The organism is Streptomyces sp. 7R007, assembly GCF_054850255.1.
Window position 1 is genome coordinate 51,909 of record NZ_JBTWMV010000029.1, and the last position, 20,431, is coordinate 72,339.

The window sequence follows — 20,431 nt, forward strand, 5'->3', positions numbered from 1 at the left end:
GAGAGGACGGGCAAGCGAAGGCGGGCAGGGGAAGACGGACAGGGGAAGACGGGCAAGGGAGGCGGGACGGAGGAGGACGGGACGGGGAAGACGGGGTCAGGACTGGCCGGAGGGTGCCGGTCCGGTGCTCGCCCGGACCGTCAGCTCCGGCGCGATCAGCACCACGTCGTCCGTGCCCCGGCCGTCGAGCTTGGCGACCAGGTGCTCCACGGCGTACCGGCCCATCTCCTGGGCGGGAATGGCGACGGACGTCAGCCGCACCGAGGCCTGCGTGGCGACCTGTTCGGGGCAGACCGCGACCACCGACACGTCCTCGGGCACGGCACGGCCCTGCTGGCGCAGCAGCGCGAGCAGGGGCTCCACCGCCGACTCGTTCTGCACGACGAAGCCCGTGGTGCCCGGGCGCTCGTCGAGGATGCGGGCGAGGGTGACGGCCATCGCGTCGTATCCGCCCTCGCACGGGCGGTGCAGCAGCCGGATGCCCAACTCCCGGGCGCGCGAGCGCAGTCCGTCGAGGGTGCGCTCGGCGAAACCGGTGTGCCGCTCGTAGACCGCGGGGGCCTCGCCGATGACAGCGATGTCGCGGTGGCCGAGCATCGCCAGGTGCTCCACGCACAACGCGCCCGTCGCCCGGAAGTCGAGGTCGACACAGGTGAGACCGGTGGTGTCGGCGGGCAGCCCGATCAGCACCGAGGGCTGGTCGGTGCCGCGCAGCAACGGCAGCCGCTCGTCGTCGAGTTCGACGTCCATCAGGATCATCGCGTCGGCCAGCCCGCTGCCGGTGACCCGGCGGACGGCGTCGGGTCCCTCCTCACCGGTCAGCAGCAGGACGTCGTAACCGTGCGTCCGGGCCGTGGTGGCGACGGCGATGGCGATCTCCATCATCACCGGCACGTACATGTCGGTGCGCAGCGGGATCATCAGCGCGATGATGTTCGACCGGTTGCTGGCCAGGGCCCGCGCGCCCGCGTTCGGGTGGTAGCCCAGCTCGCGGATGCTCTGCTCGACCCGCTGCCGGGTGGTCGCGGAGATGGACCGCTTGCCGCTGAGGACATAGCTCACCGTGCTCGCCGAGACTCCGGCGTGCTGGGCGACCTCGGCGAGGGTGACCATCCAGCTCTCCCAGCGGTGTGAAGCGCTTCGACAGTGCGCGTTGCGAACAAGGGTGGGTGGGGGTGGTCCGACACTAGCTCCTCGTGAGAGCGGGTGTCCATAGGCTGTCGAAGCGCTTCGACAGCTTTCCCGGGCCGCGTTCGCAGGAACCCGTGGGAGCCGTCGTATCCGAACCGTCCCCCGGAAGGACCCCCGACGCAACACCGCGGACCGGGCCCGCCCGGGACGGCGGACGGCCTCCACCCACTCGGCCGGCATCGGCCGAACGGCTGCACGAAGGGTGGTGGGCTCGCCCGGGATCGGGTACATACGATCGGGTAGCACCCGTCGGTAACCAATACGGTCCAAGATCCCGATTCGCGGCGAGGTGAGCCTCATGTCCGCCAGCCCCACCGACTCCGCTGGACGTCCCACCGTCTCCGAACGTGAGGCCCGCCAAGTGGCGGAGGCGGCCCGGGAACAGGAGTGGCGCAAGCCCAGCTTCGCCAAGGAACTGTTCCTCGGCCGGTTCCGCCTCGACCTCATCCACCCCCACCCCCTGCCGACCGACGAGGCCGCCCAGCGCGGTGAGGAGTTCCTCGCCAAGCTGCGCGACTTCTGCGAGACCAAGGTCGACGGCGCCCTGATCGAACGCGAGGGACGCATCCCCGACGAGGTCGTCCAGGGCCTCAAGGAACTCGGCGCCCTCGGCATGAAGATCGACACCAAGTACGGCGGCCTCGGCCTCACCCAGGTGTACTACAACAAGGCGCTCACCCTGGCCGGTTCCGCCAGCCCCGCGATCGGTGTGCTGCTGTCGGCCCACCAGTCGATCGGCGTACCGCAGCCGCTGAAGCTGTTCGGCACGCAGGAACAGAAGGAGACGTTCCTGCCCCGGTGCGCCCGCACCGACATCAGCGCCTTCCTGCTCACCGAGCCCGACGTCGGCTCCGACCCGGCCCGCCTGGCCACCAGCGCGGTGCCCGACGGGGACGACTACGTCCTCGACGGGGTGAAGCTGTGGACCACCAACGGCGTCGTCGCCGACCTGCTGGTCGTGATGGCGCGGGTGCCCAGGAGCGAGGGCCACCGGGGCGGCATCACCGCCTTCGTCGTGGAGACCAACTCGCCCGGCATCACCGTCGAGAACCGCAACGCCTTCATGGGCCTGCGCGGCATCGAGAACGGCGTCACCCGCTTCCACCAGGTCCGGGTCCCCGCCGCCCACCGCATCGGCGAGGAGGGCCAGGGCCTGAAGATCGCGCTGACCACGCTCAACACCGGCCGGCTCTCGCTGCCCGCCTCCTGCGTGGCCGCCGGCAAGTGGTGCCTGAAGATCGCCCGCGAGTGGTCGGCCGCGCGCGAGCAGTGGGGCAAGCCCATCGCCCACCACGAGGCGGTCGGTTCGAAGATCTCCTTCATCGCGGCGACGACCTTCGCCCTGGAGTCCGTGCTCGACCTGTCCTCGCAGATGGCCGACGAGAACCGCAACGACATCCGCATCGAGGGCGCGCTGGCCAAGCTCTACGCCTCCGAGATGGCCTGGAAGATCGCCGACGAACTGGTGCAGATCCGCGGCGGCCGCGGCTTCGAGACCGCGGAGTCCCTCGCGGCCCGCGGCGAACGGGCCGTCCCCGCCGAACAGGTCCTGCGCGACCTGCGCATCAACCGCATCTTCGAGGGCTCGACGGAGATCATGCACCTCCTCATCGCCCGCGAGGCGGTCGACGCCCACCTGTCCGTCGCCGGCGACCTCATCGACCCCGACAAGTCCCTCCAGGACAAGGCGAAGGCGGGCGTGGGCGCCGGCGTCTTCTACGCCAGGTGGCTGCCGAAACTGGTCGCCGGGCCCGGACAACTCCCGGTCTCCTACGGCGAGTTCAAGCGCGAGGTCGATCTCTCCGGGCACCTGCGGTACGTCGAACGGCACGCCCGCAAGCTGGCCCGCTCGACCTTCTACGCCATGTCCCGCTGGCAGGGGCGCATGGAGTCCAAGCAGGGCTTCCTGGGCCGGATCGTGGACATCGGCGCCGAACTGTTCGCGATGAGCGCCTCCTGCGTGCGCGCCGAACTCCTGCGCAGCCAGGGCCACCAGGGCCGCGAGGCCTACCAACTCGCCGACGCCTTCTGCCGCCAGGCCCGCATCCGCGTCGAGGAACTCTTCAACCGGCTGTGGACCAACACCGACGACCTCGACCGCACGGTGGTCAAGGGCGTGCTGTCCGGCACGTACGCGTGGCTGGAGGCGGGCATCGTCGACCCCTCGGGCGAGGGCCCGTGGATCGCGGAGACGGACCCCGGGCCCTCCAAGCGGGACAACGTCCACCGCCCGATCCGGTAGGTCAGCAGTACTTGTCGCTCGGATCCCGCGTCGTCCAGGAACAGGAGTCAACCTTCGTACCGCTGGCCTTGGTCAGGGTGGCGGTGTCGCTGGTGTTGTTCCAGACGTACCAGCCGCGGTTCTGGTACTTGTGCGACGCGGTGTCCGTGCCCTTGCCGGTGTGGATCTTCATGTACTTCCCGGCGCCGATCTTGACGTTCTTGAAGGTGTACTTGTGGTTCTGCTTGTCCTTCAGGACCCAGCCCTTCAGCGAGATCGCCGAGCCGCTGGTGTTCTTGATCTGCACCCACTCCGCGTTCAGGCTGGCGTTGGAGCCCGTGTCCGAGCCGGGGCTGTCGAACCAGACGTGGTAGATGACCACGCCGCCGGCCGCCTCGGCCGGAGAGCTGAGCAGGGTGCCGGTGAGCAGCGCGGCGCCCGCGAGCGCGGGCAGGGCAGCACGTATTCGCATCGAAATCCCCCCAGGGTCTTGTACGCCGGCCGACCGTCCCGCCGACCGGTAGGGAAGAAGTGTTATCACAAGATCTTCACGTGTACTTCACAAAGGGGGTTTCTGCTTCAATCCGCACAGGAACCGACAAGCCACCCGCCCGAGGGACGCGCTGTCCTTTTGCCGCCCGGCCTCGGCAACAATGGAGGGATGACCGACAGTCCAGCCCCTCTCGCCGACCCGCACCTCGTCTACGACCCCGTGGCGGGCGGCGGTCCGAAGGACGTGGTGATCCTCGGCTCCACCGGCTCGATCGGCACCCAGGCCGTCGACCTCGTGCTGCGCAACCCCGACCGCTTCCGGGTCACCGGGCTCTCCGCCCACGGCGGCCGGGTCGCCCTCCTCGCCGAGCAGGCCCACCGGCTCGGGGTGCGGACCGTGGCGGTCGCCCGCGAGGACGTCGTACCGCAGCTGCGCGAGGCGCTGACCGGCCTGTACGGCGCGGGACGGCCGCTCCCCGAGATCCTCGCCGGCCCGGAGGCGGCCACCCAGCTCGCCGCCGCCGACTGCCACACCGTGCTGAACGGCATCACCGGCTCGATCGGACTCGCCCCCACGCTCGCCGCCCTGGAGGCCGGCCGCACCCTGGCGCTCGCCAACAAGGAGTCGCTCATCGTCGGCGGCCCGCTGGTCAAGGCCCTCGCCAAGCCGGGGCAGATCATCCCGGTCGACTCCGAGCACGCGGCCCTCTTCCAGGCCCTCGCCGCGGGCACCAGAGCGGACGTGCGCAAGCTGGTGGTCACCGCCTCCGGCGGTCCCTTCCGCGGCCGTACGAAGGAACAGCTCGCCGGCGTCACCGTCGAGGACGCCCTCGCCCACCCCACCTGGGCCATGGGCCCGGTCATCACGATCAACTCCGCGACGCTGGTCAACAAGGGGCTGGAGGTCATCGAGGCGCACCTCCTCTACGACATTCCCTTCGACCGCATTGAGGTGGTCGTGCATCCCCAGTCGTATGTCCACTCGATGATTGAGTTCACGGACGGATCGACGATCGCCCAGGCGACCCCGCCCGACATGCGCGGGCCGATCGCCATCGGCCTCGGCTGGCCGGAGCGGGTGCCCGACGCGGCCCCCGCCTTCGACTGGAGCAAGGCCTCGACGTGGGAGTTCTTCCCGCTCGACAACGACGCGTTCCCCTCGGTCGGCCTCGCCCGGCACGTCGGCGAGCTCGCGGGCACCGCCCCGGCGGTGTTCAATGCGGCCAACGAGGAGTGCGTGGAGGCGTTCCGCGGCGGCGCGCTGCCGTTCAACGGGATCATGGAGACCGTGACGCGGGTGGTGGAGGAGCACGGCACCCCGGTCACGGGAACCTCGCTCACCGTGTCGGACGTCCTCGAAGCGGAGACCTGGGCCCGCACCCGGGCCCGGGAACTGGCGGCACAGACGGCGGAGGCCCGTGCATGACGACCCTGATGTTCTTCCTCGGCATAGTGGTCTTCGCGTTCGGCCTGCTGGTCTCGATCGCGTGGCACGAGCTGGGACACCTCTCCACGGCCAAGCTCTTCGGCATCCGCGTGCCGCAGTACATGGTCGGCTTCGGCCCCACCATCTGGTCGCGCAAGAAGGGCGAGACCGAGTACGGCATCAAGGCCGTCCCGTTCGGCGGCTACATCCGCATGATCGGCATGTTCCCGCCCGGCCCCGACGGCCAGCTCACCGCCCGCTCCACCTCGCCCTGGCGCGGCATGATCGAGGACGCCCGCTCGGCGGCCTTCGAGGAACTGCGCCCCGGCGACGAGACCCGCCTCTTCTACACCCGCGCCCCCTGGAAGCGGGTCATCGTGATGTTCGCGGGCCCCTTCATGAACCTCATCCTGGCGGTGGGCCTCTTCTTCACCGTCCTGATGGGCTTCGGCATCTCCCAGCAGACGACGACCGTCAGCTCGGTCTCCCAGTGCGTCATCGCCCAGAGCGAGAACCGCGACTCCTGCAAGAAGTCCGACCCGGCCTCCCCGGCCGCGGCGGCGGGTCTGAAGGCCGGCGACAAGATCGTCTCCTTCGACGGTGTGAGGACGGACGACTGGAACAAGCTCTCCGACCTGATCCGCGCCACCCCCGGCAAGACGGTCCCGATCGTCGTCGAGCGCAAGGGCAAGGAGCTCACGCTCCACGCCACCATCGCCACCAACCAGGTCGCCAAGAAGGACTCCAGCGGCCAGATCGTCCAGGGCCAGTACGTCCGCGCCGGCTTCCTCGGCTTCAGCGCCGCCACCGGCATCGTCAAGCAGGACTTCGGCCAGTCGGTGACCTGGATGGGCGACCGCGTCGGCGACGCCGTCGACTCCATCGCTGGCCTGCCCGCCAAGATCCCCGGCCTGTGGGACGCGGCCTTCGGTGACGGCAAGCGCGCGGCCGACTCCCCGATGGGCGTGGTCGGCGCGGCCCGGGTCGGCGGCGAGATCTTCACCCTCGACATCCCGGCCAGCCAGCAGCTGGCGATGTTCGTCATGCTGGTCGCCGGCTTCAACCTCTCCCTGTTCCTGTTCAACATGCTCCCGCTGCTGCCCCTGGACGGCGGCCACATCGCGGGCGCCCTGTGGGAGTCCCTGCGGCGGAACGTGGCGAAGGTGCTGCGCCGGCCGGACCCGGGCCCGTTCGACGTGGCGAAGCTGATGCCGGTGGCGTACGTGGTGGCGGGCATCTTCGTCTGCTTCACCCTTCTCGTGCTGGTGGCGGACGTGGTTAACCCGGTGAAAATCACGTAGTCACGCTTAGTTCGCGGCGGCCTGGAACTGTTTGTTCCAGGCCGCCTTCCATTGAGTGGGTTTAGGGGGCGGGATGTGCCTGGGCCTGCGCGTGTGCCGTAATCTCGAAGCCTGGAGCCCGGCGCTGACGGGACCGGACCTTGATCCACGACTTGGGGTTGCACAGCAGATGACTGCGATTTCTCTCGGCATGCCGTCCGTTCCGACCAAGCTCGCCGAGCGCCGGAAGAGCCGGCAGATCCAGGTCGGCTCCGTGGCGGTCGGCGGGGACGCGCCGGTCTCGGTCCAGTCCATGACCACCACGCGTACGTCGGACATCGGCGCCACGCTCCAGCAGATCGCCGAGCTCACCGCGTCCGGCTGCCAGATCGTGCGGGTCGCCTGCCCCACGCAGGACGACGCGGACGCGCTGGCGACCATCGCCAAGAAGTCGCAGATCCCGGTCATCGCCGACATCCACTTTCAGCCGAAGTACGTCTTCGCGGCGATCGAGGCCGGCTGCGCCGCGGTGCGGGTGAACCCCGGGAACATCAAGCAGTTCGACGACAAGGTCAAGGAGATCGCCAAGGCCGCCAAGGACCACGGCACGCCGATCCGCATCGGCGTCAACGCGGGCTCCCTGGACAAGCGGCTGCTCCAGAAGTACGGCAAGGCGACACCGGAGGCCCTCGTCGAGTCCGCCCTGTGGGAGGCGTCGCTCTTCGAGGAGCACGACTTCCGGGACATCAAGATCTCCGTCAAGCACAACGACCCGGTCGTGATGATCGAGGCGTACCGGCAGCTCGCCGCGCAGTGCGACTACCCGCTGCACCTCGGTGTGACGGAGGCGGGCCCGGCGTTCCAGGGCACCATCAAGTCGGCCGTCGCCTTCGGCGCCCTCCTCTCCCAGGGCATCGGCGACACGATCCGCGTCTCCCTCTCCGCGCCGCCCGTGGAGGAGGTCAAGGTCGGCAACCAGATCCTGGAGTCGCTCAACCTCAAGCAGCGCGGTCTGGAGATCGTCTCCTGCCCGTCCTGCGGGCGCGCCCAGGTCGACGTCTACAAGCTGGCCGAAGAGGTCACCGCGGGACTCACCGGCATGGACGTCCCCCTTCGCGTGGCCGTCATGGGCTGCGTGGTCAACGGCCCCGGCGAGGCCCGCGAGGCCGACCTCGGCGTCGCCTCCGGCAACGGCAAGGGCCAGATCTTCGTCAAGGGCGAGGTCATCAAGACCGTCCCCGAGTCCAAGATCGTGGAAACCCTCATCGAGGAGGCCATGAAGCTGGCCGAACAGATGGAGGCGTCCGGCGTCGCCTCGGGCGAGCCGTCGGTCTCGGTGACGGGCTGAGCGGCGTACGTCGAGAGCTTGGCGAGACGGAGCGACCATCGCAGGAGACGCCGAGGGCTCCGGGGCTTGCGTGCGAAGTCAGCCACCTCCCAAGCCCGCCACCTCCCAGAGTGAGCCACTCCCCACCGCGGAAGCCGGTCGTTCAAGGGGCGTCGTTTGCGGGCCGTCGGTGGGGGATCTTCCCCGGTCCGGGTGTCGCCGCTAGCTTCTCTCACGACGTCGTCACGACCGTCGGCGCCGAGAAAGCGCTCCCCGGCGTGCTCTCGGGGCGGACCGGAGGGAGAGCCCGATGGCCATGGCGGAGCCCCGGCGGGCGCGGACACCGGCCCGGGCCAAGCGCGTCACCATCGCGGACGTCGCCCGCGCAGCCGACGCCTCCGTCTCCACCGTCTCCCGCGTGCTCAACGGCATCGGCACCGTCGACCCCGTCCTCGCCGGCCGCGTACGGCTGGCCATCGACGAGCTCGGCTACCGGCCCAGCGCCGCCGCCCAGGGCCTGGCCCGAGGCCGGTCGGGCAGCATCGGCGTCCTCGTGCCCGACCTGGCGAACCCGCACTTCAGCGACCTCATCAAGACGTTCTCCGCCGCCGCCCGCGAGCGCGGCGCCCGGGTCGTCGTCATGGACTCCGACGAGGACCCGGCGGTGGAGCGCGAACTCGCCGAGGACCTGATGCGCTACGCCGACGGGCTGCTGCTCGCCTCGCCCCGCATGCCCCGCCGGGACCTCGCCGCCCTCGTCGCCCGCGGACTGCCGCTCCTCGTCGCCAACCGGCAGGAACCCGGCCTCGCCCTGACCTCCGTCTGCGTGGACTTCTACCAGGGCCTGCTCGCCCTGTGCGGCCACCTCTCGCAACTGGGCCACCGCAAGGTCGCCTACCTCGCCGGCCCGCAGGGCTCCTGGGCCAACAAGGAGCGGCTGCGCGCCCTGTCCGGCGCCCGCGCCTTCGGGCTCGAGGTGACCGTCCTGGCCTGCGGGTCCACCACCGACGAGGGGTACGACGCCGGGCCCGCCGTCCTCGACAGCGCGGCCACCGCCGTCGTCGCGTACAACGACTTCGTCGCCCTGGGCCTGCTGTCCCGGCTGACCGAGACCGGCGTGCGGGTGCCGGCGCAGCTGTCCCTGACCGGGTTCGACGAGATCGACCTCGCCCGCTACTCCTCGCCGCCGCTGACGACGGTAGCGGTACCCCGCGGCGGACTCGGCCGGGTCGCCGGGGACGCGCTGGCGCGGCTCATGGCGGGGGACGACGGAGTGGAATCCGTGACTCTCCCCGTTGAGCTGCGCGTTCGCGGTTCGTCCGGACCAATCTGAGCACAGCGTCTTGACAGCTCCGATGTCTCGCAGGAACTTGTTCGAGCACACGGACCGAGGAAGCGCTGTCTCAGCACCGGGCCCCGCCCGGCCGACGCCCGCAGGAGCTGCCGTGTCCCGCCATCAGTACAGCTATCGAGCTCGTCGACATCCGTTACCGCGGCTCGCCGTGGCGGCCCTGCTGGTCATCGGTGCCGTCGCCGCCTGTGGGGCGCCCGACGACAAGTCATCCGATGACAAGGCGGCGGAGCAGAAGATTCCCGCCAAGCCCGCCAAGCCGGTCTCCCTCGACATCCTGGACGTCGCCGGCAACCTCCAGCTCACCCAGGGCATGATCGACGCGTTCCGCGCGGCGCACCCGGAGATCGTCTCCAAGGTCACCTACGCCAAGGCCCCGGCCCCGGAACTCGCCGGCAAGATCAAGGCGCAGCAGCAGGCGGGCCGGGTCCAGATCGACCTCGTGCTGACCGGCACCGACGGACTCGCGGCCGGTATCTCGCAGGGCCTGTGGTCCGACCTCGCCGCCCACGAGGACGTCGTCGGCAGCCCCGACTACCTCCCACCGGCCGCCGACATGGCCGAGTTGGCGCAGGGCAAGGGCCAGGAGATCGTCTACTACCCGTCCGGGCCGCTGGTCGAGTACAACCCGGCCAGGGTCGGGACCCCGCCGAGGACCACGCGGGAACTCCTCGCCTGGGCCAGGGCCCACCCCAAGCGCTACCAGTACGCCGACCCCGCCAACTCCGGCCCCGGACGCACCTGGCTGATGGGGCTGCCGTACCTGCTCGGCGACAAGGACCCCACCGACCCCGTGCACGGCTGGGACAAGACCTGGGCGTACCTGAAGGAGCTCGACAAGTACGCGGCGCCGTACGCCTCCGGGACCACGGAGACCATGAAGAACCTCGCCTCCGGCCAGGTCGACATGGTCCAGAGCACCACCGGCTGGTACATCAACCCGCGTGCCCTGGGCACCGTCCCCAAGGGCATGAAGATCGCCCGCTTCGACGACATGACATGGGTGACCGACGCCCAGTACGCGGTCGTACCGAAGGGCGTCAGCGCGGACGTCATGTCGGCCGACCTCAACCTCATCAGGTGGATCCTGACGCCGGCGCAGCAGGCGAAGGCGTACGACGACGGCTACTTCTACCCGGGCCCGGCCGTGCGGGACGTACCGCTGTCGATGGCGCCGGCGAAGTCCCGGCGGACGATCAGGGAGTACGGTGTGCCGGACTTCGACTCCTGGATCGACCGGTTCCCGAAGAAGCCGTCCCTCCCGGCCGGGCAGCAGGTCACCGCCTTCGACCTGTGGAGCCGGAACGTGGCGGGCGGCTGATCGCATGGCCCGCATCCGCACGCTGCGGCTGGAGCGCGTCTCGCGCCGGTTCGGCCGCCACCAGGCCCTGCACGAACTGGACCTGGAGATCACGGGCGGCGAGTTCGTCGCGCTGCTCGGGCCCTCCGGGTGCGGCAAGTCGACCGCGCTGAACTGCCTGGCCGGGCTGCTGCCGCTGACCGGCGGGGCGATCCTGCTGGACGGCGAGCGCGTCGACCACGTCGCCCCCGAACGGCGCGGATTCGGCATGGTCTTCCAGAACTACGCGCTGTTCCCGCACATGACCGTGCGCGGCAACGTCGCCTTCGGGCTGCGCATGGGCCGGGTGCCGAAGGCCGAGGCCGCCGAACGGGTCGAGCGGGCACTGGAGTTGGTGCATCTGACCGAGCAGGCGCACCAGCGGCCCGGCCGGCTCTCCGGCGGACAGCAGCAGCGCGTCGCCATCGCGCGGGCCGTCGTCCTCGAACCGCGGCTGGTGCTGATGGACGAGCCCCTGTCCAACCTGGACGCGGCGCTCAGACTGGAGATGCGGGCGGAGATCAAGCGCCTGCACCGGCAACTCGGCCTGACCACCGTGTACGTGACGCACGATCAGGAGGAGGCGCTGTCGCTGGCCGACCGGCTCGTGGTGCTGCGGGACGGGCGCACGCAGCAGATCGGCACACCGGAGGAGGTCTACGGCCGCCCCGCCAACCGGTACGTCGCCGGGTTCATGGGCTACCGCACGATGCTCCACGCCAGGGTCGCCGGCACGGCGGACGGCCGGGCGCAGACGGAGGTCGCGGGAACGCGCCTGACGGGGCTCGACCGTGCCGGTACGGCGCCGGGGGCGGCGGTGACGGTCGCGGTGCGGCCCGAGGACCTCGACGTGGTCACCGGCGGTGAGGGGCTGCCGGTCCGCGTCGAGGTCGTCGAGTACCACGGCCGTGAACTCGCCGTCCAGGCGGTCCTGCCGGACGGTCAGCGCGTCCACTTCCGTACCCGCGCCCGGCTCGCCCCCGACGACGAGGTACGCCTGGCCGCGCCCGCCGAGCGGGTGCTGGTGTTCGCCGCCGAGGCCCCCGCGGCCCGCCCCGCCGAGGACCCGAAGCCGGTGACCGCCCCGTGAACGTCCGCCGCACCGACGCCCGCCCCGCCCTCCGGCACCGCCTCGCCGAGCGCGGCATCGACCGCACGCTGCTCCTGCTCGTCCCCGGCGTCCTCTTCCTCGTCCTGCTCTTCTGCTATCCGTTCCTCTACGGCCTCCAGCTCTCCTTCCAGCCGAAGGACGGCGGCGGACCACTCGCCGACTACCGGCGCTTCTTCGACGACCCGTACCTGCGCGAGACGATCTGGCTCACGCTGAAACTGGCCGTGCCCACCGCGCTGGTCACCTGCCTGGCCGCGATCCCGGTGGCCTTCCTCACCCGCCGCCCCTTCCGCGGCCGGCGCACCCTGACCACCCTGCTCGTCATGCCGATCACCCTCGGCACGGTCCTCACCGCGGAGGGCCTGCTCGGCTACCTCGGCCCGAACGGCTGGCTGAACAAGGTCCTGCACGACCTCGGCCTGACCGACCAGCCGCTCCAACTGGTGCACGACTACTGGGGAGTTCTGGCCTCCCTGCTCATCACCGGCTTCCCCTTCTCCTACCTGCTGACGCTGTCCTACCTCACCGGCATCGACCCGAGCCTGGAGCAGGCGGCGGCCACGCTGGGCGCCGGCCGGTGGCACCGCTTCCGGCACATCACCCTGCCGCTGCTCGCCCCCGGCCTCGCGATCACCTTCTGCCTGTCCTTCGTGCTCGCCTTCGCCGTGTTCCCCTCGGCGCAGCTCGTCGGCGACCCGCGCGGCGCCACGCACGTCATCTCCATCGAGGCGTACCAGGCGGCGTTCCAGAAGTTCGACTACGCGCTCGGCTCGGCGATCGCCATGATCATGGCCGCCGTGATGCTCGCGGTGGTCGCCCTCGTGCTGGGCTGGCGCTCGCTGCTGTACCGCGGCGCGACGGGAGGCAAGGGCTGATGACCGACGTGGCCGAAACCCCCGTACGGACCGGGGCCCCCGCGCGCCCGCGGCCGTGGTGGCGCAGACCCGCCGCCTGGGTGGCCGTCGTCGTCTTCGGGTTCTTCTTCGGCAACCTCGCCGGAGTCGTCGGCGTGCCGCTCGCCGACTCCTTCGGCACCCGCTGGTTCACCAGCTGGCTGCCCGAGGGCTGGACGACGAAGTGGTACGGCGAGGCCTGGCGGGAGTTCTCGCTGGGCCAGGTCTTCTGGACCACCGCCCTGGTGTCGCTGCTGGTCGTCGCCGTGTCGGTGGTCCTCGGCGTACCGGCCGCCTACGCGCTCGCCCGCCGCGGCTTCCCCGGCCGCAAGCTCGTCCTGCTGCTGTTCCTGCTGCCGATCCTGGTCCCGCCGCTGACCTACGGCATCCCGCTCGCCACCGTCCTGTACAAGTTCCGGCTGGCGGGCACGCTGACCGGCGTGGTCCTGGCGAACCTGGTGCCGTCGGTGCCGTTCGTGGTGCTGACCATGACGCCGTTCATCGAGCAGATCGACCCGCGCATCGAGGCGGCGGCGCGGATGTGCGGGGCGCGCACGACGGCGGTGCTGCTGCGGGTGCTGGCGCCGCTGCTGGTGCCGGGGATGCTGGCGGCCTCGGTGCTGGTCCTGGTCCGCACGGTCGGCATGTTCGAGCTGACCTTCCTCACCGCGGGCCCCGACAGCCAGACGCTGGTCGTGGCGCTGTACTACGCGGTCTTCTCGGCCGGCATCCGCGCCCAGCAGTCCGTCGACGCGATGGCGGTGATGTACACGCTGTCCATGCTCGTGCTGCTGGTGATCGCCCTGCGCTTCGTCAACCCGACGCAGCTCGTCACCCGGGTCAGGGAGGAGCAGGCCCACGACTGACCGACCGCAGCGCACCGGAAGCAACCAGCAGAGACAGGTGATCCCCCTTGCCCGCACGCATGTCCCGACGCACCGCCCTCGCCGTGGGCGGCCTGGCCGCGACCGCCGCCCTGCCGGCCCCGCCGCCGGCCGGGGCGGCGGCCGACGACCCCTGGGCCGAGGTTCCGCGCATCCTCGCCCGCGTCCGCCCGCCCCGCTTCCCGCACCGCTCCTTCGACATACGGGACTTCGGCGCCGTCCCCGGGGGAGTGGTGCCCTGCACGGAGGCGTTCCGGCGGGCCGTCACCGCCGCCCACGAGGCCGGCGGCGGCCATGTCGTCGTCCCTGATGGCAGGTACCTGACAGGAGCGATCCAGCTGCGGAGCGGCGTCGACCTGCACGTCACCGAGAACGCCGTCATCGCCTTCAGCCCCGACCCCGCCGACCACCTCCCCGCGGTCCTCACCCGCTGGGAGGGCACCGAGTGCTGGAACTACTCGCCCTTCGTCTACGCCCACGGCTGCGTGAACGTCGCCGTCACCGGCACCGGCATCCTCGACGGCCAGGCCCGCCTCGGCCCCTGGGAGAGCTGGTACCGCGACGGCACGCTCCAGGCACCGGACCAGGAACTCCTGCGCCAGATGGGCAGCGCGGGCGTCCCCGTCGCCGACCGCGTCTTCGGCGCCGGCCACCACCTGCGCCCCCAGCTCATCCAGTTCCACCGCTGCCGTGACGTCCTGGTCAGCGACGTCGCCCTGGTCGACCCGCCGATGTGGACCGTGCACCCGGTGCTCTCGGCCAACGTTACCGTCCGCCGCGTCACCGTCGACAGCAGCCTCCACAACACCGACGGCTGCGACCCCGAGGCCTGCCGGGACGTGCACATCACCGACTGCTCCTTCGACACCAACGACGACTGCGTGGCCGTGAAGTCCGGCCGTGACGAGGACGGCCGGCGGGTGGGCGTGCCCAGCGAGAACATCGTCGTGCAGGACTGCCGCTTCTCCGGCCGCTGGGGCGGGCTCGCCGTCGGCAGCGAGATGTCGGGCGGGGTGCGCAACGTCTTCGCCGAACGCTGCGTGATCAACTCACCCGACTTCCCGGGCCGTTACCCCGTCAAGTACCCGCTCTACGTCAAGACGGGCAAGAAGCGCGGCGGCTACGTCTCCGGCGTGCACCTGCGCGACATCACCGGCGCCGGCGTCGACCGGGAGGCCGTCTTCGTCACCCTGGACTACAACGGCGGCGAGGGCGGCACCCTCCCCGTCCGGGTCGAGGACATCACCGTGGCCCGCACCCGTCTGGACGGCGCCGCGGCCGTGCTGCGCCTCGACGGCGTGCCCACCGACCACCTGCGCCGCGTCCGCCTCGACCACTGCGCGTTCACCGGCGTCCGCGGCCCGGACACGGTGACGTACACCGACGACCTCACCTTCCACCGCGTCACCGTCAACGGCACGGAGGTCACGCGTCCATGAGACCCGCACGCCACCCCGTCCACCTGCTGTGGGCGGCCGTACTCGCCCTGCTGTGCGGCCTGTTCACGGCGCCCGCGTCCCACGCGACCGCCCGGCACGTCCCGTACCCGCCCCGCCAGACCATGCTGCGCGGCGCCACCGCCGGCCTCTTCCTGCACTGGGGCATGTTCACCGCCCCCAGGCACCTCGACTGCGCGAGCTGGGAGAACGACGTCACCGACGGCGGCTGGAACCCGGAGTACTGGGTCGACGAGGCCCGCAAGATCCGCGCCGGCTACATCGTGCTGGCCACCTTCCACTCCCGGCTCGGCTACGCCCGCCCCTGGCCGTCGGCGATCCCCGGCTCCTGCTCGACCAGGCGCGACATCCTCGGCGAGCTGATCAGGGCGGCCGACGCCAAGGGCCTCAAGGTCGTCCTCTACATGACCGACGACCCCACATGGCATGACGAACAGGGCGTCGAGACCCTCGACTCCGCCGCCTACTCCGCCTACAAGGGCCACGACGTCGACCTCACCACCCGCGAGGGCTTCGGCGAGTTCGGCTACGACAACTTCTTCGAGGTGATGCGCGACTACCCGAAGCTCGCCGGCTTCTGGATCGACAACGACAACGAGTACTGGGAACAGCACCGGCTCTACGAACAGATCCGCCGGCTGCGCCCGGACATGACCCTGAGCAACAACAACGAGGACACCCCGATCATGGACATGGTGTCCCACGAGCAGAAGGTCGGCATGACGCCGCCGTACGACCAGCCCTCGGCGATCTGGACCCCCATGCCCCGCCTCACCGAGTCCTGCTACAAGGTCCCCGACACCGGGAGCTGGTGGTACGACGGCCAGGATCGCCCGGTGTCGACCGGTCTGAACGTCGACCGCTACGTCGCCAACGCCGGCAACTCCATCCTCTCCCTCATGGACTTCACCGCCATGGTGAACGGCCGCTTCCCCCCGCAGCAGGAGAGGTTCCTGGACCTGATGCGGGACTACCTGCCGCCCATCTGGCGCTCCCTGCACGGGGTGTACGGCGGCGGCTTCCGCTACGGCGGCATGCAGCCCGGCAGTTGGAACGACGGCGCCCACGGCTACATCACCGTCAGCCGCACCGACCCCACCACCCAGTACGTCCACGTCACCACCCGGCCGGCCGCCGGCGACCAGGTCCGCGTCCGCGACAACGGCTACCGGATCGAGAGGGTCACCGACCTGCGCACGGGCAGGCGGTTCCCCTTCGACCAGCGCGACGGCACCCTCACCGTCGAGGGCGTCACCGACTGGGACCCGTACGACACCGTCTTCCAGGTCCGGACGGCACCGCACCGCGCGGGCGTGTACCCCACCGGCCTGGTCAAGGCGTCCGAACCCGCCCTCACCGACGGTGACTTCACCACGTACACCGACAACAACGGTGTCCTGCCCGCCACCTACACCCTCGACCTCGGCCGGGTCCGCACGGCGTCCTTCCTCGGGATCAACCAGCGCGAGTGGTCGCCGACGTACAACAGGGAGACCTTCGGCCGGAAAGAGGACTCCGCGCGGATCAAGGACTACACGGTCTCCGTCAGTGACGACGGGACGACATGGCGTGAGGTGAGGGCCGGAGTGCTGGAAAGCGCCCGCGGTGTCCGCTTCATCGACCTCGGCGCGGGGCTGCGCACCCGCTACCTGCGCCTCGACGTCCCCACCACCTGGGCGGCCGCGACGGTCCCGGTCCACTACCGGCAACTGAGGATCGACGAGATACAGGTCGGTTACGGCCATCCCACCGGCCACGGCTGACGCCCCCGCCCCACCGCGCCGTTCCACGGGGCGGCGCGGCACAAAATCGCCGGGTACAGTGCGGAGATCAGCAGAACCTCAGGGTGAGGCCCGCACGTGTTGACTCAGACCACTTCCCGAGTGCTCGAACCGAGCGACCTGGACGCCGCGCTCGCCGTCCTCGACCGCGAGCCGGTCGCGAACGCCTTCGTGACCTCCCGGGTGCAGGTCGCCGGCCTCGACCCGTGGCGGCTCGGCGGCGAGATGTGGGGCTTCTACGAGGACGGCATGCTGACCTCCCTGTGCTACGCGGGCGCCAACCTGGTGCCCATCTGCGCCACCCCGCGTGCCGTCCGCGCCTTCGCCGACCGCGCCCGCAGGGCCGGCCGCCGCTGCTCCTCCATCGTCGGCCCGGCCGAGCCCACCGCCCAGCTGTGGCGGCTGCTCGAACCCAGCTGGGGCCCGGCCCGCGAGGTCCGCGCCCACCAGCCCCTCATGGTCACCGACCGCATGCCCGACACCGTCGCCCCGGATCCCTACGTCCGCCGCATCCGCAAGGACGAGATGGAGACGATCATGCCGGCGTGCGTGGCGATGTTCACCGAGGAGGTCGGCGTCTCGCCGCTGGCCGGGGACGGCGGCCTGCTCTACCAGGCCCGGGTCGCCGAACTCGTCGGCGCCGGCCGCTCCTTCGCCCGCCTCGACGACCAGGGCAAGGTCGTCTTCAAGGCGGAGATCGGCGCGGCCACCGCCCAGGCCTGCCAGATCCAGGGCGTGTGGGTGGCCCCCGAGTACCGGGGCAGGGGCTTCGCGGCACCCGGCATGGCGGCGGTGCTGCGCTACGCGCTGGCGGACGTGGCGCCCGTCGTGAGCCTGTACGTGAACGACTTCAACACGGCCGCCCGGCGGACCTATCTGAGGGTGGGCTTCCAGGAGGTCGGCGCCTTCATGAGCGTGCTGTTCTGACCCCCGTACGAGACCTGTAGTCTCCCCGCATGCTGCACTTTCCCGGTCACGGACACCGCCGCCACCCCGACGACGTCGTGATCGGCCCCCTCGATCTGTCCGCCCGCGTGGACGAGGCGCTCGCCGTACAGGCCGTCGCCTTCGGACTGGGCGCCGACGAGGTCGCCGTCCGCAGGCAGATCGTGCTGCGCCACATGACGTACCCCGGCGCCCGCGCCCTCGGCGCCACCACCCAGGACCGGCTCGTCGGCTTCGTCTACGGCATGCCCAACGACCGCTCCCACTGGTGGTCCACCGTCGTGGAGCCGTACCTGCGCGCCCAGGGCCACGACGACTGGCTCGACGACTCCTTCGTCATCACCGAGCTGCACGTCCATCCCCGCTACCAGAACTTCGGCATCGGCCGCGGCCTGATCACCACGATCACCGACGGCGCCACCGAACCCCGCTCGATCCTCTCCGCGATCGACATCGACAGCCCCGCCCGCGGCCTCTACCGCTCCCTCGGCTACCAGGACCTGGCCCGCCAGGTCCTCTTCCCCAGCGCCCCGAAACCGTACGCCGTCATGGGCGCCCCCCTTCCCCTGCGCCGCCGTTAGCCGATTTCCGCCACCCCAGGCCGCCCGGCTAACCTCCTAGCCAGTCATCCATACGCAGCAGGAGTTCGAGAACCATGGCCAACGCACCGGTCCAGCGCATGTCCCAGTTGATGGCGAAGACGCTGCGCGACGACCCGGCGGACGCCGAGGTCCTCAGCCACAAGCTGCTCGTCCGCGCCGGCTACGTCCGCCGCACCGCCGCCGGCATCTGGTCGTGGCTGCCGCTGGGCAAGAAGGTGCTGGCCAACGTCGAGCGGATCGTCCGCGAGGAGATGGACGCGATCGGCGCCCAGGAGGTGCTGCTCCCCGCCCTGCTGCCACGGGAGCCGTACGACGCCACCGGCCGCTGGGACGAGTACGGCCAGGAGCTGTTCCGCCTGAAGGACCGCAAGGGCGGCGACTACCTGCTCGGCCCGACCCACGAGGAGATCTTCACCCTGCTGGTGAAGGACCAGGCGTCCTCCTACAAGGACCTGCCGGTCATCCTCTACCAGATCCAGCACAAGTACCGCGACGAGGCCCGCCCGCGGGCCGGCATCCTGCGCGGCCGCGAGTTCCTGATGAAGGACTCCTACTCCTTCGACCTGGACGACGAGGGCCTCGGCCGCTCCTACGCCCTGCACCGCGAGGCCTACCAGCGCGTCTTCGAGCGCCTCGGCCTCGACTACCGCATCTGCGCCGCCACCGCCGGCGCGATGGGCGGCTCCAAGTCGGAGGAGTTCCTCGCCCCGGCCGGCGCCGGCGAGGACACCTTCGCCGACTGCCCGAACTGCGACTTCGCCGCCAACACCGAGGCGATCACGTACGAGCTCAAGCCGGTGGACGCGGCCGGCGTGCCCGCGCTCGAAGACATCCCCACCCCGGACACCCCCACCATCGAGACCCTCGCCGCCTCCCTCGGCGTCCCCGCCTCCGCCACCCTGAAGAACCTCCTGGTCAAGGTCGACGGCGAGATCGTGGCCGTCGGCGTCCCCGGTGACCGCGAGGTCGACATGGACAAGGTCGAGGCGCACTTCGCCCCGGCGGTCGTCGAGATGGTCACCGAGGCCGACTTCGCCACCCGCCCCGACCTGGTCCGCGGCTACGTCGGCCCGCAGGGCCTGGGCGAGAAGGTCACCTACATCGCCGACCCGCGCGTGGCCCCCGGCACCGCCTGGATCACCGGCGCCAACAAGGAGCACACGCACGCCAAGAACGTCGTGGCGGGCCGTGACTTCGAGGTCGACGCGTACGTCGACGTGGTGGTCGTGCAGGAGGGCGACCCGTGCCCCAAGTGCGGCACCGGCCTCAAGCTGGACCGCGCCATCGAGATCGGCCACATCTTCCAGCTCGGCCGCAAGTACGCCGACGCCCTCAAGCTGGACGTCCTCGGCCAGAACGGCAAGCCGGTCCGCGTCACCATGGGCTCCTACGGCATCGGCGTCTCCCGCGCCGTCGCCGCGCTCGCCGAGCAGACCGCCGACGAGCAGGGCCTGTGCTGGCCCGCCGAGGTCGCCCCGGCCGACGTGCACGTGGTCGCCGCGGGCAAGGCGCTGCAGACCGAACTCGCCCTCGACGTCTCCGAGAAGCTGCGCGCGGCGGGCCTGCGCGTCCTGGTCGACGACCGGGCCGGCGTCTCCCCGGGCGTGAAGTTCACCGACTCCGAACTGATCGGCGTCCCCAAGATCCTCGTCGCCGGCCGCCGCGCCGCCGAGGGTGTCCTGGAGCTCAAGGACCGCAGGACCGGCGAGCGCGAGGAGCTGACGGTGGACGAGGCGATCGCCCGCCTGAGCGCGTGAAGGAACTGCTCAGAAACGTCCTCTGAGGGTCGTACCCGACCGTGTGGGTGACAGAACGTCACCAGGGAGGGTACGACCATGACCAGCAGGGAACGAGGTGCCGTCGCCGCGGTCCGCAGAGGGGCCCGGCGCACGGCGGCGACAGCGGCGGCCGTCCCGCTGGCGGTCGCCGCCGGGATGTTCGCGTCGATCGGCACGATGCACACGGACACCAGCGCCGCGTCCTCGACGACGAGCGGCAGCACCGGGAACACCGGCACCAGCTCGTCGTCCCCGGACGGCTCCTCCTCGTCCGCCTCCAGCGGCAGCGGCTCCGCCGACTCCACCTCGGGGCCGTCGTGACAAGCGCCCCGGTCCGCGACCGCGCCACACGC

The 20,431-nt window shown here is 70.9% G+C and carries 17 protein-coding genes; 15 read left to right on the plus strand and 2 right to left on the minus strand.

The annotated features are described in order from the left end of the window. Positions 1 to 96: 96 nt before the first annotated feature. Positions 97 to 1,113: a LacI family DNA-binding transcriptional regulator gene (locus ACYF6T_RS30630; RefSeq protein ID WP_461700501.1), complete on the minus strand. Its 1,017-nt coding sequence runs from the start codon at positions 1,111 to 1,113 to the stop codon at positions 97 to 99. Between the two features lie 376 nt (positions 1,114 to 1,489). On the opposite strand from ACYF6T_RS30630, the gene ACYF6T_RS30635 reads away from it, so the two are divergent. Next, positions 1,490 to 3,433, plus strand: coding sequence for an acyl-CoA dehydrogenase family protein (locus tag ACYF6T_RS30635; protein ID WP_461700502.1), 1,944 nt, complete (start codon positions 1,490 to 1,492; stop codon positions 3,431 to 3,433). 1 nt (position 3,434) lies between these two features. Here the strand turns inward: ACYF6T_RS30635 and ACYF6T_RS30640 are convergent, their stop codons facing one another. Next, positions 3,435 to 3,884, minus strand: coding sequence for a lamin tail domain-containing protein (locus tag ACYF6T_RS30640; RefSeq protein ID WP_461700503.1), 450 nt, complete (start codon positions 3,882 to 3,884; stop codon positions 3,435 to 3,437). A gap of 189 nt (positions 3,885 to 4,073) precedes the next feature. Between ACYF6T_RS30640 and dxr the strand changes: the two genes are divergently transcribed. The 14 genes from dxr (at position 4,074) to ACYF6T_RS30710 (ending at position 20,399) form a co-directional block, all read left to right on the plus strand. After that, positions 4,074 to 5,330: a 1-deoxy-D-xylulose-5-phosphate reductoisomerase gene (gene dxr, locus ACYF6T_RS30645; protein WP_461700505.1), complete on the plus strand. Its 1,257-nt coding sequence runs from the start codon at positions 4,074 to 4,076 to the stop codon at positions 5,328 to 5,330. Between the two features lie 8 nt (positions 5,331 to 5,338). Next, entirely contained in the window at positions 5,339 to 6,631 is a 1,293-nt protein-coding gene (locus tag ACYF6T_RS30650; protein WP_461700535.1) for a M50 family metallopeptidase, read from the plus strand. A gap of 169 nt (positions 6,632 to 6,800) precedes the next feature. Beyond that, on the plus strand, positions 6,801 to 7,958 hold the full coding sequence (gene ispG / locus ACYF6T_RS30655; RefSeq protein WP_461700506.1) for a flavodoxin-dependent (E)-4-hydroxy-3-methylbut-2-enyl-diphosphate synthase: 1,158 nt from the start codon (positions 6,801 to 6,803) through the stop codon (positions 7,956 to 7,958). Positions 7,959 to 8,247: 289 nt separating this feature from the next. After that, on the plus strand, positions 8,248 to 9,270 hold the full coding sequence (locus tag ACYF6T_RS30660; RefSeq protein ID WP_461700507.1) for a LacI family DNA-binding transcriptional regulator: 1,023 nt from the start codon (positions 8,248 to 8,250) through the stop codon (positions 9,268 to 9,270). Positions 9,271 to 9,382: 112 nt separating this feature from the next. Then, entirely contained in the window at positions 9,383 to 10,609 is a 1,227-nt protein-coding gene (locus ACYF6T_RS30665) for a type 2 periplasmic-binding domain-containing protein (RefSeq protein WP_461700509.1), read from the plus strand. A gap of 4 nt (positions 10,610 to 10,613) precedes the next feature. Further along, positions 10,614 to 11,717, plus strand: a complete 1,104-nt coding sequence (locus ACYF6T_RS30670) for an ABC transporter ATP-binding protein (protein ID WP_461700510.1) — start codon at positions 10,614 to 10,616, stop codon at positions 11,715 to 11,717. After that, positions 11,714 to 12,613 (plus strand): ABC transporter permease, encoded by a 900-nt coding sequence (locus tag ACYF6T_RS30675; protein ID WP_461700511.1) that lies wholly within the window; start codon positions 11,714 to 11,716, stop codon positions 12,611 to 12,613. Before ACYF6T_RS30670 ends, ACYF6T_RS30675 begins: the two co-directional genes overlap by 4 nt. Continuing rightward, the gene (locus tag ACYF6T_RS30680) at positions 12,613 to 13,497 is read left to right on the plus strand and encodes an ABC transporter permease (RefSeq protein ID WP_461700513.1); all 885 of its coding nucleotides are present in this window, start codon (positions 12,613 to 12,615) and stop codon (positions 13,495 to 13,497) included. The genes ACYF6T_RS30675 and ACYF6T_RS30680 overlap by 1 nt, the downstream gene beginning before the upstream one ends. A 59-nt stretch (positions 13,498 to 13,556) precedes the next feature. Then, the gene (locus ACYF6T_RS30685; RefSeq protein ID WP_461700514.1) at positions 13,557 to 14,954 is read left to right on the plus strand and encodes a glycoside hydrolase family 28 protein; all 1,398 of its coding nucleotides are present in this window, start codon (positions 13,557 to 13,559) and stop codon (positions 14,952 to 14,954) included. Then, complete coding sequence (locus ACYF6T_RS30690) at positions 14,951 to 16,735, plus strand: alpha-L-fucosidase (protein ID WP_461700515.1); 1,785 nt, start codon at positions 14,951 to 14,953, stop codon at positions 16,733 to 16,735. Before ACYF6T_RS30685 ends, ACYF6T_RS30690 begins: the two co-directional genes overlap by 4 nt. A gap of 96 nt (positions 16,736 to 16,831) precedes the next feature. Then, entirely contained in the window at positions 16,832 to 17,680 is an 849-nt protein-coding gene (locus ACYF6T_RS30695) for a GNAT family N-acetyltransferase (RefSeq protein WP_461700516.1), read from the plus strand. 29 nt (positions 17,681 to 17,709) lie between these two features. Further along, the gene (locus ACYF6T_RS30700; protein ID WP_461700517.1) at positions 17,710 to 18,279 is read left to right on the plus strand and encodes a GNAT family N-acetyltransferase; all 570 of its coding nucleotides are present in this window, start codon (positions 17,710 to 17,712) and stop codon (positions 18,277 to 18,279) included. A gap of 74 nt (positions 18,280 to 18,353) precedes the next feature. Next, a complete protein-coding gene (locus ACYF6T_RS30705; protein WP_461700518.1) occupies positions 18,354 to 20,057 on the plus strand; it encodes a proline--tRNA ligase in 1,704 nt (567 codons plus the stop codon). Between the two features lie 78 nt (positions 20,058 to 20,135). Further along, on the plus strand, positions 20,136 to 20,399 hold the full coding sequence (locus ACYF6T_RS30710; protein WP_461700519.1) for a hypothetical protein: 264 nt from the start codon (positions 20,136 to 20,138) through the stop codon (positions 20,397 to 20,399). Positions 20,400 to 20,431 lie beyond the last annotated feature (32 nt).